This window comes from Porticoccus hydrocarbonoclasticus MCTG13d (assembly GCF_000744735.1).
Taxonomy (GTDB): domain Bacteria; phylum Pseudomonadota; class Gammaproteobacteria; order Pseudomonadales; family Porticoccaceae; genus Porticoccus; species Porticoccus hydrocarbonoclasticus.
Genome location: NZ_JQMM01000001.1, coordinates 1,458,502 through 1,473,705, shown reverse-complemented (window position 1 = coordinate 1,473,705; position 15,204 = coordinate 1,458,502). Strand labels below are relative to the sequence as shown.

The following is a 15,204-nucleotide window of genomic DNA, read 5'->3' as shown; positions in this document are numbered from 1 at the left end:
TACCTAGCGAAACAATTCGAAAGCGTGGGCAAGTCCGCTATCAAACATGTCGATCAACAGTGAAAATATTGCCGGCATCGACAGCAGAATAAATACGAACCCCGCCATAATGGTGACGGGAAAACCGACTGCAAAAATATTTAATTGTGGGGCAGCGCGCGTAATCACACCAAAGGCCAGATTAATCAGCAGCAAGGCTATCAGGGTTGGCAACGCCAACAGCAGTGAACTCATAAACATCTGGCTGGCCCAAAGAACCAGATTCATGGCAATTTCAGAATCCCACCCGGACCAGCCCACCGGCAAAAGGACGAAACTGTCTGCCAGAACGGCCAGCAAAATCAGGTGACCGTCGATCGCAAGAAAAATCAGCGTTGCAAAAATCAGGTAGAGCTGGCTCAACACCGGTACCTGGACACCATTCTGCGGATCGACAGCCATGGCGAAACCCAGTCCCATGGTGACCGCCAGCGTCTGACCGGCAATCACCACCGCGGCAAAAAGCATCTGAATCAGAAAGCCCATGGCGAGACCCACCACCAGTTGTTGCGATGCCACAATCAAACCGGCAGGACTCAAAGGATCGATTGTCGGCAGCGCCGGCAACGACGGCGCCAACAGCGCTGTCACCAGCACAGCCAACAGAATTCTGGCTCTGACAGGAAATGTAGAAGCCCCGAAAATTGGCGCAGCCAGCAGTAACGCAGTGATTCGCAAAAATGGCCAGCAATAGGACTGCGTCCACGCCATCAGTTGGTCTGCAGAAAACAGCAAGGCGACTAACCCACCATGCCGGGTATGTCTTGAAACAGACGCAGGGAAAACTCCGTCAATATACGCAGCATCCAGGGTCCGCCAACAAACAGAGCTACTGCCACCACAATCAGCTTCGGAATAAAGCTCAGTGTCATTTCCTGAATTTGGGTGGCCGCCTGAAACACCCCGATCAGCAGGCCCACAGCCAGGGCCGACAACAATAACGGTGCGGCCAGCAGCATGGTCACGATCAGGGCGCTCTGGCCAACATCCAGCACAGCTTCAGGTGTCATGTGAACATTTCTCCGTCAGGTAACAAAACTGGCGGCGAGGGTCCCGACAATAAGAGACCAGCCGTCAATCAGGACAAACAGCATTATTTTGAAGGGCAGTGAAATCAGCATGGGGGACAACATCATCATCCCCAACGACATCAGTACACTGGCCACCACCAGATCGATCACAAGAAAGGGTATAAAAATCAGAAAGCCTATTTGAAAAGCGGTCTTCAGCTCGCTGGTAAGAAACGACGGCAGCAGGACTTTCATCGGGATATCATCCTCATCAATAAAGCCCCCATAGCCACCCAGCTCGGCAAACATCACCAGATCCGCTTCGCGGGTCTGGTTGAGCATAAACTCACGAAAAGGTTGTTTGGCATTTTCGAGCGCTTCCTCAAAGCCAATACTCTCCTCCATGTAGGGCTTTAGCCCGGTGTCGTATGCCCGCTCAAGTACGGGTGACATGATGAACAGGCTGAGAAACAGTGCGAGCCCCAGCAAAATCTGATTGGAAGGGGTCTGGGCAGTACCGAGTGCCTGGCGCAGGATGGCCAGCACCACGAGCACACGGGTAAAAGACGTCATGGTAATCAACGCTGCCGGCAATAGACTCAGCAGCGTCATCAACAACAGGATTTGCAGGCTGACCGAGTAATTGCTGCCGCCACCAGCAGCTGGTTCTACGGACAGCAAAGGAATGGTCGCATCCGCCAGGGCCAGACCAGGGACACATAGCAGTCCCAGTAACAGCCATCTCAGACAGGGTTTCATCGATGGTTCTCCGTGGGCAACACTCGACCGAGAAGTGCACCAAAATCCCGGTTTTTTGACTGGTCCGCTGAAACCACCGGTTCCTCAAAGACATGCAGCGTACTCACACCACCCGGTGCCACACCGATCAACAACTGCTGTTCACCTGCCTGCAACAGCAGCACTTTTTCTCTGGTACCCACCCGCGTGGAACCGATCACCCTGACTGGCGTATGGTGGCCCATGGACACACCGTTCAGTTTTTTCAAAAGGAAAAGCAGTCCGAAAATACACCCGAAGACCAGCAGCAGTGAACCGATCACTTGCAACAGGTAGCCACCACTGAAAAGCCCGCTCGAATTCGTCGATGAGGCTGCTGCCAGGGAGTGGACAGGAACAACCACGGTAACCGCGGAAAGCAGCAGAGACCGCAGCGGCATAATGGCAATCTTCACTTGAGTTTTTTCAACCGTTCGGATGGACTGACGATGTCAACCAGTCGCAGGCCAAATTGCCCATCGACTACAACCACCTCACCCCTTGCAATCAGGGTACCGTTGACCATCAAGTCCAACGGTTCATCCATCTCGCGGTCCAGTTCAACCACAGAACCCTGATTGAGCGCAATCAGGTCCTTGATGGGCAATCTGCTCCTGCCGATTTCCACTGATAGCGTGACCTGTACATCGAGAAGGGCATCGAGGTTGATTTCTCCACCACCATCGGGAACGGCCCGGGAATCCTCTGCCTCCAGCTCTTTGAGTGGCACAGATTCTTCTGTCCCTGAACTCGGCTGTGGAGACTGTGGTTTAGTTTCATCCACCTGGTCGTTCATCGGCCACCTCTATCTAAAAATTGCTCGTCATTAACTGTCATGTTTGAGAACCTGTTTAATTTTGATCGACTTCCTGCCGCTCAATGCACCATGTTCACCAACACAGAATGGTGCTCCTTCAATACACAGGGTTACTGCAGTGGGCGCCGCCAGTGGAATCACTGCACCCTTGCGAAGGCGCATAACGTCAGACAGGCTCATATTTTTACTGGTAAAGACCCCGCTGACCTCCAGCTCCACCGACAACAACTCCCGACGGAAAAAGTCCTCCCAGCCGGGGACATCTGTTTTCGAGGTCTGCCCTGCCGCAGGATTACCGAGACGGTTTTTAAGTGGCTCGATCGCGGCGTAGGGAATGAACCAGTCGATGATCCCCTCCCAGTCAAACAGCTTTATCACAAAGGGAAATTTCAACAACAACTCGCCAGCTGCGAGAGGTTGAATAAAGTCCGGGTTGGTCTCAAACCCACAAACCTCACCAGACAGGGAAATTTTTTCCTGCCAGCCCTCGGTCAGGGCGCTGAGAAAGCGGCCAACGACCAGATCGTTGATCCGGCGCTCGGTGGGCGTCAGATTGGTACGGTTTGATTTGTGCCCGCCACCACCTGTCCATCCGCCAAAATACTGATTGACAAAAAATGACAGCGCATCACCGGACACAACCACCATAGATGTCCCATTCAGCGGCGCTGTTTTTAGTTGAGAGATCCCTGCCAGCTCCGGCATGCTCAATAGCGCTTCTTCCTGTTTCATCGGGCGAATATCCGCCACCTGAACCTCAACCGGCGCCTTGAAAAGACTTTGCAGCCCCTGTGCGAAAGACATGGCCTGTTTCTCGGTGAGAGTTTTCAACACCGGCATCTGCACCAGCAGGGTTTGTTCCCTTGTGCTGAAATCAAATGAGGCACAATGTCGGGTAGCAGCCGCATTTTTCCCGGCCGCGGCTTCGTCAGAAACACTGCCCATCAGCGCTTCAAGCTCCCCTTCGGATAAAACCTCTTTATCGACCATCAGAATTCACTATTGGCGTTACTGCATGACAAATCCGGTAAAAAACACATCATCCACTTTTTGTTCGCCCTTTAGGCGAATCACATCCTGGATGGACTGGCGCACTGTTTTGCGTAACTGTTCCTTACCTTCAAGAGTGTTGAGCGCATCATAGTCCTGCCCACTGAATAGCAGGATCAGACTATTGCGCACTGCCGGCATGTTGGCCTGGATCTTGTCCACCACCTTTTGATCATAAGCCATCACCTGCAGACTTAACTGGAGGTAACGAATCGTGCCCTTGTGCTCGAAATTGACCACAAAGGCGGGATCCAAAGGCAAATAAATCGGCTCGCGTTCTTCAACCGCCTGTTGTTCCACAACCTCGTCGACTTGCTCGCCAGAGCCGGGGTTATCGCTATCACCCATCATAAAAAATGCTGCACCGCCGCCGACCGCCAGGAACATCACAACGACCAATACAATAATGACTATTTTCTTCATGCCACCTTTTCCCTTTTTTCCAGCCGGTGACCCCGGCTGTTTGTCCTTACCCAGATTCAACCCATCATTTTTTGTTGCCATAATCACGTTCCAACTCAACCAGCCCCAGCCTCGGGACAGGGGCTTTTACAAAACTGACATCCACGCGAATAGAGTCAAAGCAAAAAACAGGCCAATATGTTTTTTCTTTTCTTATCAATGAGTTAAAAATTATAAGATGCGCAATGTCATTTTTTTGACGAATTCACACAAACGGCATGGTGGGTGTCTGAGGGCAGAGGGGTTATACACCCATCAAAAAATCGACAGGGAACAACAGCAGGAAAGAGAAGCAAAGACGACTGTCAGATGTAGTAATCCACCCGGCCTTCCAGCACAGAGGCGTCCAGAATCATCCGGGAGGACAGTGACTCGTCGACCGCGTCACCATCAAGATTCACACCCCCCGAACCATTGCCGTTGTTATCGCCTGCGCCCTGTTGTTGCGTCTGGGACTGGGCGTTGGATTGTGATTGACTCCCGGCATGCTGGGACACCTGAGTCTGGGTCAATAACATACCGCCCTGCTCCATCAAATGCCGAAGGCGGGGCATCGCAGATTCAATCGCATCTTTGGCTGCACTGTTATCAACAGAAAAAAATACGCTGGCATTATCACCGTCTACAGAGATTTTGATATTCAGTTTTCCCAACTCGGGTGGATTCAGCTGGAGCGTGGCATTCTGTACATTACCGTTGATCATCGTGGACAAACGGCCAGCCATATCCTGACTCCAGGATGAAGTACCCACCGGAGCGGCTATAGATACCGGAACCTTGAGAAGAGCGGTGCCATTTCCGTCAGTGGCAGTCGCCTGTAGCCCACCAGGGGACACCTGCAATGCAGCAGTACTATTTTCAATTGTTTGCGAGGCTACTGTCTTACCCAGCTGAATGGCCGCTGAGAACAATGCGCTGCTATCAGGTGTTTGTTTTATCGGCATGGAGCTCTCAGGACTGTCCTCAAGACTGGCGCCAACGCGAGCAACCGCATCGGACCAGGCGGAATCTGTATTGGTCGTGACGGGGGTGGTATATCGGACCAGGCTGTTATTAACAGGCAGTTCACCCATCACTTTACTCGCCCCGGTCTGGGGCCATTGTTCAGCCGCAACGAGCATGGCGGCAGTCGCCACCCCCTCTTCGAGCGGCAAGTCCTTGCCACCCGGGAACCCGATATTGCCAGCCTCAGCCGCCATCCCCGCCGGATTTTGAGCCAACAGGGATTGCTCTGGGGCCTCCTCCTCACCGGCAGTGACAGCATTTTGCTCCCCCATGATCTGCCCGAAAGAGGCGGAATCACTGCCTTTTGAGTCTGATTCGGAACTGACGGAGAGAGGCGATTCCGACGTAACCTTATTACCTGAACCCTGCTGTATTTGAATGGCCAGTGTCACTTTGGATGATCCTTTTAGCGCGTTGACCTCATATAAAGCAAGATAAGTGCCAGTCTACCTTGGGGGATACTCCAGAGATTTCCTGGCGAGGCTTTTCTCATCGGCATCACGCTGCTCAGCTCGCTCCTGATTGCGCAGGGCTTTGCTGTGCCGCTGATCCACCAACTTGTTTATCGCTGTCTTGTGGCGGGCCTCCGTCATCCATTGCTCGCGATCCCCTTCCAGCTGTTGAGCTGAATCACTGACCGCCGCACGCTGTTGCTCAATGGCCTGATTGAGCTTATTCAGAAACAATCGATAATCCTGCAGTTGCCTGGCGGGAATGCCCTGCTCACCCACCTGCCCCAGCCTGGTTTCGTACTCCTGCTTGAACTGGATAAGCTGGTCGAATTGCTGTCGCTGCTGTTCATGGCTCTGTCGGCTCTGTTTGAAAACGCCTGCCGAGTTGCGTTCCCGGGATTCGGCCAGGGTCGCCACCTTGTTTATTTTATCGGTTGCCATGATCGCCTTCTTTTCCAACTGGTTGACACATATCCAAAATTGCCGACAGGTCTGACTGGCTTTGCTCCATCGACAGCTTCTGCGATTCTCTCTGCAGGATAAAACGGCGAATATGTGGAGCCGCAAACACTGCCCGATCAATGGACTCATCACTGCCCTGCTGATAGGCACCAATATTTATCAGATCGCGGTTGCTCTGGTAAGTCGCATAGAGACTCTTGATTTCCCTGGCGGCCAGCAACTGTTCTTCATTCACAATATTCGCCATAGCCCGACTGATAGAACGATCGATATCAATGGCCGGAAACAGACCGGAATCCGCCACTTCCCGCGACAGCACAATATGCCCATCAAGAATGGCACGAGCAGCGTCGGCCACCGGATCGTTATGATCGTCGCCCTCGACCAGTACCGTGTAAACCGCAGTGATAGAACCCTGAGCGTTGTTGCCGGCACGCTCAACCAACATTGGCAACAGGGAAAAAACCGAGGGTGGGTAACCCTTGGTCACCGGCGGCTCGCCAATCGCGAGACCTATTTCCCGCTGGGCCTGGGCAAAACGCGTCAGGGAGTCCATCAACAGCAGTACATTTTTACCACGACTGCGAAAATACTCTGCGATGGCTGTGGCCCGCCATGCACCATGAATACGGGTCAATGGGGCGTCATCGGCCGGGGTTGCCACGACAATAGCCCTGGCCAGTCCGTCTTTTCCCAGTATATCCTCGACAAATTCACGCACTTCCCGACCGCGCTCACCCACCAACGCGACCACAATCACGTCTGCTTCCGTGTGTCTGGTCATCATGCCCAGCAGAGTACTCTTGCCCACACCGCTGCCGGCAAACAGCCCCAGGCGTTGACCCTTTCCCATTGTCATAAGTGCGTTGACTGCTCTCACACCCACATCCAGCGGCTCACGTATGGGGGTTCTATCAAGCGGGTTGATGGATGATCCTCGCAGGGGCACATGATGCATACATTTGAGCGGACGTCCTCCATCAATCGGATTGCCCGCACCATCAATCACCCGACCCAATAGCTGCTCGTCGACGGCGACCGAGCCCCCTGTCTTCACCGGCAGTACCCGGGAACCCAACTTGATACCACTCAGTGGCCCTTCGGGCATCAACAACAGGCTGCCATCAGAAAACCCCACCACCTCCGCCTCGATGGTATTGCCCTCATCGGTAATGATGCGGCAACGCCCCCCAATGGGTGCCCGACAACCCACCGCCTCCAGTTTGATGCCAATCATGCGAACCAGTGTGCCCTCCTCTTCGAGGGGAACCGGTTCAACAGCAGCAGTTACCGAAGACAGGGTCTGGCCTATCCTCTGACAGCGTTCCGCCTTCAATTTTTCGAGGCTGTTCATCCGGTTCAAGGTATCACTCAATACTGCACACGCTCTTCGCAGGACTCAATCAGGGTGCCAAAAACCATTTCCATCTGTCGTTCGACGGACGCATCAACATAGGAAACAGGGGTTTTCATACGGCAGCCACCGGGCAGGATGTCGGGATCATCAACCAGCTTGTAGGGTTTCCCCTCAAACAACGCCGGGGCCATCTCCTGTACCAGTTTTCGGTCACCCGGATTGAGAAATACTTCAATTTCGCCCTGCAATGAAGACAGCGTCGACAGTGCCTCTGCCGCAATATCCGTTACCACATCTGAATTAACGGTCAGTTCCCGGCGAACAATCTGACGCGCAATCAACATAGCCATATTGGCCAGCTCACGGATCACCACCTGATCCAGACTCTGAAAGGGATGGGCCATTTCATCCAGCAAACCGGACAGGTGTTTGACCAGTTGCTCTGCCTCGGCTTTGCCCATTTCCAGGCCTTCCCATTTACCAATCTGAAAACCACGGGACTGGGCAAGAGCCTCGACTTCAACCGGATCAACAACTTTTTTGACGGGGGCGGATTGTTCGAAAAAAGGAACCTGCCATCGCTTCACACCCGGCTCTGTATCAGACAAAGTCACCGCCTCCTTTGCCGAGGAAAATCTCGCCTTCATCGGCCAGCCTGGAAACAATCGTCAGAATTTCTTTCTGGGCAGCTTCCACATCAGCCAATTTAACCGGGCCTTTGGCATCCAGGTCTTCTTTCAACATTTCGGCAGCACGCGAGGACATGTTTTTGAAAAACTTCTCCTTGACCCTGTCATCGACCCCTTTGAGGGCTATAACGAGGCTGTCCACTGAAATCTCACGAATCAGACGTTGCATTCCCCGGTCATCCACCTCCAGCAAATTGTCGAAAACAAACAGGAGATCATGAATTTTTTCACTCAGATCACCATCAATTTCCCGAATGGAATCCATCAGTTGTGTTTCGAGATCCGTGTTCAAATGATTCAGAATGGCAGCCGCCGCACTCATACCATTTACCGAGGTCGGTGGTGCTTTGGAGTTGCCGCCCAGCTGGTTCTCAAGCACCTGATCCAGCTCCTGGAGAGCCGCAGGGTCAATGGTGTTCAACCGTGCAACACGTATCATGGCATCGGTGTGAATCTCGCTCGGCAACAGGGACAACACCTGAGCCGCGTGCTCACCTTCCAGGGAACTGAGAACGATGGCGATGATCTGCGGGTGCTCCTGACGGATCAGTGCCGCCACAGATTGCGCATCCATCCATTTCAGGGATTCCATGCCCTTGCTGTCCGTATTGCTGTGTATCCGGCTGATCATACTGCGGGCCCGGGTTTCACCCAGTGCCTGTACCATCACCCGGCGGGCAAAATCACCACTGCCAATTCCCAGCGGGCTCACTGAAGAAACCCGTTCGGTAAATTCATTCACGACCTGAGCCACTTGCTGGTCAGAGACATCGGAAAGAGACGCCATGGCCTCGCCCACTGCCTGAACTTCTTTTGGTGACATTTGCCGCATGATGGCCGCGGCACCCTCTTCTCCCAGACCCAACAAAAACACAGCGGCTCGCTGGGCACCGGTCATTTCAGTATTAGCCATCGGCAGACACCCAGTTTTTTACCACGTGGGCTACCCGCTGCGGTTCACCCTCCGCCATGGAACGGGCCATCTGTAATTGATTCTGGTACGAGGAGGCTCCCGGCAAGCCAAGCTGGGGCTGCCCACCCAAAGTGACATGATCTTCGCTCAGAGCCATCCCCCCCTGAGTGGCGTGAGCAGCTCCCGCCCCGCCCTGCGCCGGTGCTGCCAGAGCCGTACCGGGTGGCGGCGCAGCTGAAGCCTGCATCAATGGCCGCAGGACAGTAAAAATGATCAGGAGAATGGCGATACCCGCCAATAAAAATTTAGCTGCCCGCCAGATCCACTCCTGCTCCATCAATGAAGGTTCCGACAACTGCTCAAGCTCCGGGGGAACCACGAACATGGCATTCATCACATTGACACTGTCACCCCGCTCTGCACTGAAGCCAATGGCATCTTTCACCAATGCGGTGATCTCTGCCAGCCGGGCTTCGGCAATTGCCGCGCGCTCCACATTGCCATCACCATTGACCGTATCCTGATAGTCCACCACAACGGCCACCGATAGCTTCTGCAGCGTGCCCGGCACTTCCCGGATATGACTGATGGTTTTATCAATCTCATAATTCCTGACCTGACGCTTGCTGAACCGGCCACTGGAGAGCTGCTCTTCAGTCTCCTCAGGTACCGCTGTAATTCTGGTTTCCTCAGGAGGTTGGTTGGCCAGCGTGCCGGGGACACCACCGACAAACTCACCCCGGGAATTTTCCTCAACCAGCTGTTCACTGCGAATACTGGTTTCGGGGGCATAGCTTTCACTGGTCTTTTCCACCCTGGTGAAATCCACGTCTGCCACCACCTGTGCTCTCACTGCGCCAACCCCTAGAATGGGTGACAGAATCTCTGTAATTCGATCCACATAGCTTTGTTCCAGCTGCTGTGTAAACCGGAACTGCTCCGACGTCTGGGCGAAACCCTCCTCCCTGCCCTGGGCCGAGAGTAGCTTGCCCTGGTTATCGACCACTGACACCTGTTCGGCCTCCAGGCCCGGCACACTGGAAGCCACCAGATGCACCACCCCGGCCAGCTGCCGCTCGGTCAATTCACGCCCGGGGTAAAGGCTCAGTAACACCGATGCTGCGGGCTTGTCACGCTTGCGCACGAAAGCTGACTGTTTGGGCAGTGCCAGGTGTATCCGCGCTGACCTGACACTGTCCAATGAGGCGATGGACCGGGCAAGCTCCTGCTCCAGAGCACGGTCGTAGCGGGCTTTTTCAATAAAACCGCTAACGCCTATTTTCTGTTCTTTGTAGAGCATATCGAAACCGCTGCCATCGCTTTTAGGCAATCCGTCACTGGCCAGTTTGAGCCTGATTTCATGAAGTTTTTCAGCGGGCACACTGACCAGCCCAGTCCGGTGATCCACCTTGTAACGGGTACCATTCTCCTCGAGAGAACGAACCACTTCATTGGTCGAGGAAGGCGTCATCTCGCCAAACAACGCCACATAATCCGGCGCCATGGACCACTGTACCAAGCCGATTCCCAGGGCAATACTGGCCGCCAGGCCGAGCAGCAGACCCAGCTGACGGGTGACCGGTTGACTGCTGAGACTATTGAAGCGACTGAGCAAGGTGGAAGTATTCAATGCCATAATCTTTAATTCACGTTGGTTGCGTTAGTATGAAAAAAGGAATTCACACCTGCATGTTCATCACTTCCTGATAAGCATTCAGAAGTTTGTTCCTGACCTGATTAACTGCCTGAAATGACAGGCTTGCCTTTTGCAGAGCCACCATCACTTCAGGCAGTGCCACATCCGGGCTGCCCGCTTCAAAGGCATCCGACAACTGGCGCGCCTGCTTCTGGGCAGCATTGACCTGATCGATCGAGTCCTTCATCAAAGCGCCGAAATCAACCTTTTCTCCACCCTCAGCCGGGCCCTCGCTCGGCCCTTTGCCCGCAGCAGCAGCCATTAACCGCATTTGGGCCAATACCTGGTTTATCTCCATCTCACTCATAAACAGTTTCTCCGACGGTGTATTAACCGGTGGCCGGAATAGCCACGCCCTGCTCTTTCAGTCTGGCCAGCTTGTACCTCAACGTCCGGGGACTGATCCCAAGCCGCTCTGCTGCATCCTTGCGACACCCATTGACGGCGTTAAGCGCATCAACTATCAACTGCTTTTCCCGTGCCTTGAGATCGCCGTCCAATAATTGTGCACTGTTGCTGCCTGCTGCCTTCTGGCACAGGTCCTCTGGAAGCACATCCTCAAAGCAGATATCTGCCTCGGCAATCTGGCAACCACTGGCCATGATGGCGGCCCGTTGCACACAGTTTTCCAGCTCACGGACATTGCCGTTCCAGCGATGCTTCAGCAACCGCTGTTCGGCGCTGGCCGTAAAACTGATCGGCTGGTCCGGGCTATAGCGCCGCAACATCGTTTTGGCGAGCCGCAAAATATCGCCCGGCCGCTTGCGCAACGGCAGCAGATGGATGGGAAAAACATTCAGACGGTAAAAGAGATCCTCCCGAAAGCGTCCTGAAGCGACCTCTTCGCGGAGATTGCGGTTGGTCGTTGCCAGCACCCTGACATCCAGTGATATGAGTGTATTGCCACCCAATCGCTCCACTTCCTTTTCCTGCAGCACCCGCAATAATTTGGCCTGCAGCCCCAAATCCATCTCGGAAACTTCGTCCAGCAACAACGTCCCGCCATTGGCCTGTTCGAACTTGCCGGCACGGGATTGATGTGCACCGGTGTAGGCACCTTTTTCGTAGCCGAACAACATGGACTCCAGCATTGTCTCTGGAATGGCGGCACAGTTAATCGCGAGAAAAGGCTTCTCTGCGCGAGGAGAATGACGGTGAATGTAACGCGCAATCACCTCTTTACCGGTACCCGACTCACCACTGATAAGTACCGTCGCCTGGGTGGCGGCAACCCGTCTGGCGAGCTCACACAACTGTCGGGTTTTGGGGTCTTCGGCGACCATCCCATCTGAAGCGACTTCCGGCGGACGAGCCAGTCTACTCACCATTTCCAGCAGGACTTCAGCCTCAAAAGGCTTTAACAGATAATCCGCAGCGCCTTCCTGCATGGCTTTTACCGCATTCTCAATACTGCCATAGGCTGTAACGAGCACAAAAGGCAGTTCCGGCCTGAGTGCTTTCGCTTCCCTGAGGAGCGTATTGCCATCCATCACATCCATTTGTACATCGCTGACAATCAGGTCGACCCTTTCCCTTTTCAGACACCACAGGGCTTCTTCACCATTACTGGCCGACAGTACCTGGTAACCACCGTATTGAATAGTGTCACACATGGCATCGCGGAGTGCTGCATCGTCTTCAACCACCAACACCCTCGTTGAATTACTCATAGACGACGTCTCCCTGGTTATGCCCATCAACAATAACTTCTGTACCCGAAGCCGGTTTGCTAATGGGTAGATTGATGACAAATTCGAGCCCACCCGTGGAGCGGTTAGTGGCAGAAATTTCACCACCATGCTTACTGACGGCCATTGCCACTACGGCCAGCCCCAACCCGGTACCCTGTGCTCTGGTAGTAAAAAAGGGATCAAAGATGCGTTCCAGCAATTCTTCCGGAATACCCGGGCCGTCATCGCGAAAACGGATCTGCAGCCAATCGGGATTGAGGGCCCCCACCCACAAATCAATAACCACAGGGCCTTTCGCAGCTTCAATGGCATTCATCGCCAGATTTCCCAGCACCCCGACCAGTTCGTCCAGATCACCAACCAATTCCAGACTGTTATCGACATAGGGTATCGACATCACAGCATGGTGTTGTTCAAGGGTGGGGCGAACCGTCTCTTCAAATTGCTGCAACACCTGATTGAGCAAAATAGTTTCGGTCACAGGCGTTTCGCCGCGCACAAAACTGAGCATGCTGTGGAGCAGATTACCCATATGACCAAGACGCTCGTTAACTTTGTCCACTATTTTCTGCCGCTGCTCTGCTTTCAGGTCAGCTCTGGCCAGTTGCGCCAGGTAAAGTGTGGTGGCACTGAGGGGGGTCCGAATCTGATGGGCGAGGCGGGCAGCCATTTCCCCCAGTGCGGTGAGACGCTTCTTCCTGCCCAGTTGCTCCTGTAACTGGTGGATTTCAGACACATCCGTGATGAGCACCACATGGTCGCTGGAGCCATCGAGAAGCCGGCTGACCACTGAGATTTTTTTACCGCTGTGCAACTCCAGCTCACGACCGCTCAGCTGTTGGGAGGGGGCAGCTCTGGCCAGCACAGCTTCCCAGTATTTGCCAATCAGGGGCTCACCCAACAGTTCAAGGGCTTCGGGGTTGGCATCGCGAATAATGTACCCACTGTCCAGAATGAGGACACCGCCCGGCAAAACGGACAACAGGGAAGAGAGACGATGGGCAAGGCGTTCTTTTTCAGCCAATTCGCTCAGCCTGGCTGAACGCGCTCTGGCAAGCTCTTCGGTCAAACCGGTCACCTTGCCTTCAAGATCGCGGTAAGAGGTATCCAACTGATGGGACAGCTGATTAAACACCTTGAAAGCCTGTTCAAGCTGACTGGCTGACAGGGCTTCTGTCTGGTTCATGATCGTTACCTGCGCTACTTGCCTAAAATGGAGGGACCTGTGTCCACTCAGGTAGATCAGCAATAATCATGCCTAAAGAAAAATATATTGTTTATTAGTAAGTTAGACTTCACTCAAGGAAAAGAGTCAAAAGTTTGTCGGATCTTCCTGGCGGCTGAGTCCAAACTTGCGCATTTTTTCCACCAGGGTCGTTCTCTGCAATTTGAGTAATTTTGCACTGCGCGCTACTACCCAGCCGGACTGCTCCAGTGCCTGATTCAGCAACATACGTTCCAGTTCGAACAGATAGTCTTTCAAATCAATACCCTGAGGGGGCAAATAGACAATGTCCGGGACAGACACATTGATTGAAGTCGTCTGTGGACTGGCACTGATTTCCTGCTGCTCTGCAATCCAGTCCTGGTTCGGGCGAAATTTCTCCGGCAAATCTGACCATTTGACCAGTTTCTTTGGATACAGAATGATCAGTCGTTCGATAAGATTGGAGAGCTCGCGGACATTGCCCGGCCAGCTGTAATTACCAAGGGCCGCAATGGCACAGTCACTCAACTGGACTGAACCCCGTTTTTCCCGATCGAAACGATTGATCAATTCACGGATCAATAACGGGATATCTTCTCTCCTGTCCCGCAATGGCGGCATATCGATAGGAAACACATTGAGCCGATAGTACAGATCCATACGGAATCGCCCCTCTGCCACCAGGTGATCAAGATTCTGATGTGTGGCAGCAATAATTCTGACATCTGCAGTGAGTGACTTATTACTGCCAACACGTTCAAACGTTCGTTCCTGAAGCACCCGCAACAGTTTGACCTGCATATTCATCGGCATATCGCCGATTTCATCCAGGAACAGCGTGCCACCATCCGCTATTTCGAAACGTCCCTGACGGGAACTGATCGCACCAGTAAAAGAGCCTTTTTCATGACCAAACAATTCCGACTCCAGTAAATCAGCCGGAATCGCACCGCAGTTTACCGGCACAAAGGGTTGTTCCCGGCGATTCGAGTAATAGTGGATATTGCGGGCCACCACTTCCTTGCCAGTACCGGATTCACCGAGGACCAGCACAGACGCTTCGCTATCAGCCACCTGCTTGATCATGTCCCGTATCTGATTGATCCCTTCACTGCTTCCCACCAGATTACGATACAGCTGGCCAAATTGCTCAACCCTGCTATTTTTTGAAGAAGCTGAAAATAATTCAGCTTCCTGAAGGACACCAAGCAACAACTGGTAACTGGCAGGAAAAGGAATCGTCCCCGCAATGTGCCGGGAAATGGAGGTTGGCACCGACAGCGACTCCGCTTCCCATTTTACAAGGTAGCAGGGGCAGGAAAGGTTTTTCTGGTTCAGGCTATCAGCCACACTCTTCAGCACGGGAAATCCGGTTTTATCCCGAATCAGCAGTGCTAAAAGGTCATCGCCCGAGGATTCGGTCAGAAAGTTGTTGAGACTCTGCCTGTCATCAAAAACCTTAACCGGGTACTCCAGAAACCGAACCAGTGCCCCTGTTTTATGCCCTTCTGCAAGGTCTTGGTCAAATACCAGCACTTGTTTTTTAAGGGCTGGCATCAGTAGTGAACTTTTGTTAT

Annotated in this window: 17 protein-coding genes; all 17 read right to left on the bottom strand. The window is 53.4% G+C overall.

Going from position 1 to position 15,204, the window contains the following annotated elements; all coding sequences use genetic code 11:
- Window positions 1-3 precede the first annotated feature (3 nt).
- Window positions 4-750 (bottom strand): flagellar biosynthetic protein FliR, encoded by a 747-nt coding sequence (gene fliR, locus U740_RS07030; RefSeq protein WP_200877061.1) that lies wholly within the window; start codon window positions 748-750, stop codon window positions 4-6.
- A 29-nt stretch (window positions 751-779) separates the two neighbouring features.
- Window positions 780-1,049 (bottom strand): flagellar biosynthesis protein FliQ, encoded by a 270-nt coding sequence (gene fliQ / locus U740_RS07025; RefSeq protein ID WP_036859940.1) that lies wholly within the window; start codon window positions 1,047-1,049, stop codon window positions 780-782.
- A gap of 15 nt (window positions 1,050-1,064) precedes the next feature.
- The gene (fliP, locus tag U740_RS07020; RefSeq protein WP_036859939.1) at window positions 1,065-1,808 is read right to left on the bottom strand and encodes a flagellar type III secretion system pore protein FliP; all 744 of its coding nucleotides are present in this window, start codon (window positions 1,806-1,808) and stop codon (window positions 1,065-1,067) included.
- Window positions 1,805-2,227: a flagellar biosynthetic protein FliO gene (gene fliO / locus U740_RS07015; RefSeq protein ID WP_152556802.1), complete on the bottom strand. Its 423-nt coding sequence runs from the start codon at window positions 2,225-2,227 to the stop codon at window positions 1,805-1,807. Before fliO ends, fliP begins: the two co-directional genes overlap by 4 nt.
- Before the next feature lie 11 nt (window positions 2,228-2,238).
- Window positions 2,239-2,556 carry a flagellar motor switch protein FliN gene (fliN, locus tag U740_RS07010; RefSeq protein WP_235189833.1) on the bottom strand — a complete coding sequence of 106 codons (318 nt, stop codon included), beginning with the start codon at window positions 2,554-2,556 and terminating at the stop codon, window positions 2,239-2,241.
- Between the two features lie 96 nt (window positions 2,557-2,652).
- Entirely contained in the window at window positions 2,653-3,633 is a 981-nt protein-coding gene (locus U740_RS07005; protein ID WP_036859937.1) for a flagellar motor switch protein FliM, read from the bottom strand.
- A gap of 18 nt (window positions 3,634-3,651) precedes the next feature.
- Complete coding sequence (locus U740_RS07000) at window positions 3,652-4,197, bottom strand: flagellar basal body-associated FliL family protein (protein WP_036859936.1); 546 nt, start codon at window positions 4,195-4,197, stop codon at window positions 3,652-3,654.
- A 263-nt stretch (window positions 4,198-4,460) separates the two neighbouring features.
- Window positions 4,461-5,552 carry a flagellar hook-length control protein FliK gene (locus U740_RS06995; protein WP_036859935.1) on the bottom strand — a complete coding sequence of 364 codons (1,092 nt, stop codon included), beginning with the start codon at window positions 5,550-5,552 and terminating at the stop codon, window positions 4,461-4,463.
- A gap of 54 nt (window positions 5,553-5,606) precedes the next feature.
- Window positions 5,607-6,053, bottom strand: coding sequence for a flagellar export protein FliJ (gene fliJ / locus U740_RS06990; protein ID WP_036859934.1), 447 nt, complete (start codon window positions 6,051-6,053; stop codon window positions 5,607-5,609).
- Window positions 6,040-7,449: a flagellar protein export ATPase FliI gene (fliI, locus tag U740_RS06985; RefSeq protein ID WP_235189832.1), complete on the bottom strand. Its 1,410-nt coding sequence runs from the start codon at window positions 7,447-7,449 to the stop codon at window positions 6,040-6,042. Before fliI ends, fliJ begins: the two co-directional genes overlap by 14 nt.
- Window positions 7,446-8,039 (bottom strand): FliH/SctL family protein, encoded by a 594-nt coding sequence (locus U740_RS06980; RefSeq protein WP_036859933.1) that lies wholly within the window; start codon window positions 8,037-8,039, stop codon window positions 7,446-7,448. The genes fliI and U740_RS06980 overlap by 4 nt, the downstream gene beginning before the upstream one ends.
- The gene (fliG, locus tag U740_RS06975) at window positions 8,032-9,033 is read right to left on the bottom strand and encodes a flagellar motor switch protein FliG (protein WP_036859932.1); all 1,002 of its coding nucleotides are present in this window, start codon (window positions 9,031-9,033) and stop codon (window positions 8,032-8,034) included. Before fliG ends, U740_RS06980 begins: the two co-directional genes overlap by 8 nt.
- Complete coding sequence (gene fliF, locus U740_RS06970; RefSeq protein WP_036859931.1) at window positions 9,026-10,669, bottom strand: flagellar basal-body MS-ring/collar protein FliF; 1,644 nt, start codon at window positions 10,667-10,669, stop codon at window positions 9,026-9,028. Before fliF ends, fliG begins: the two co-directional genes overlap by 8 nt.
- 43 nt (window positions 10,670-10,712) lie before the next feature.
- On the bottom strand, window positions 10,713-11,036 hold the full coding sequence (gene fliE, locus U740_RS06965) for a flagellar hook-basal body complex protein FliE (RefSeq protein ID WP_036859929.1): 324 nt from the start codon (window positions 11,034-11,036) through the stop codon (window positions 10,713-10,715).
- Between the two features lie 22 nt (window positions 11,037-11,058).
- Window positions 11,059-12,399, bottom strand: coding sequence for a sigma-54-dependent transcriptional regulator (locus U740_RS06960; RefSeq protein WP_036859927.1), 1,341 nt, complete (start codon window positions 12,397-12,399; stop codon window positions 11,059-11,061).
- On the bottom strand, window positions 12,392-13,606 hold the full coding sequence (locus U740_RS06955; protein ID WP_051921276.1) for a sensor histidine kinase: 1,215 nt from the start codon (window positions 13,604-13,606) through the stop codon (window positions 12,392-12,394). The genes U740_RS06960 and U740_RS06955 overlap by 8 nt, the downstream gene beginning before the upstream one ends.
- Before the next feature lie 126 nt (window positions 13,607-13,732).
- Window positions 13,733-15,184 (bottom strand): sigma-54 interaction domain-containing protein, encoded by a 1,452-nt coding sequence (locus U740_RS06950; protein ID WP_036859925.1) that lies wholly within the window; start codon window positions 15,182-15,184, stop codon window positions 13,733-13,735.
- Window positions 15,185-15,204: the final 20 nt, after the last annotated feature.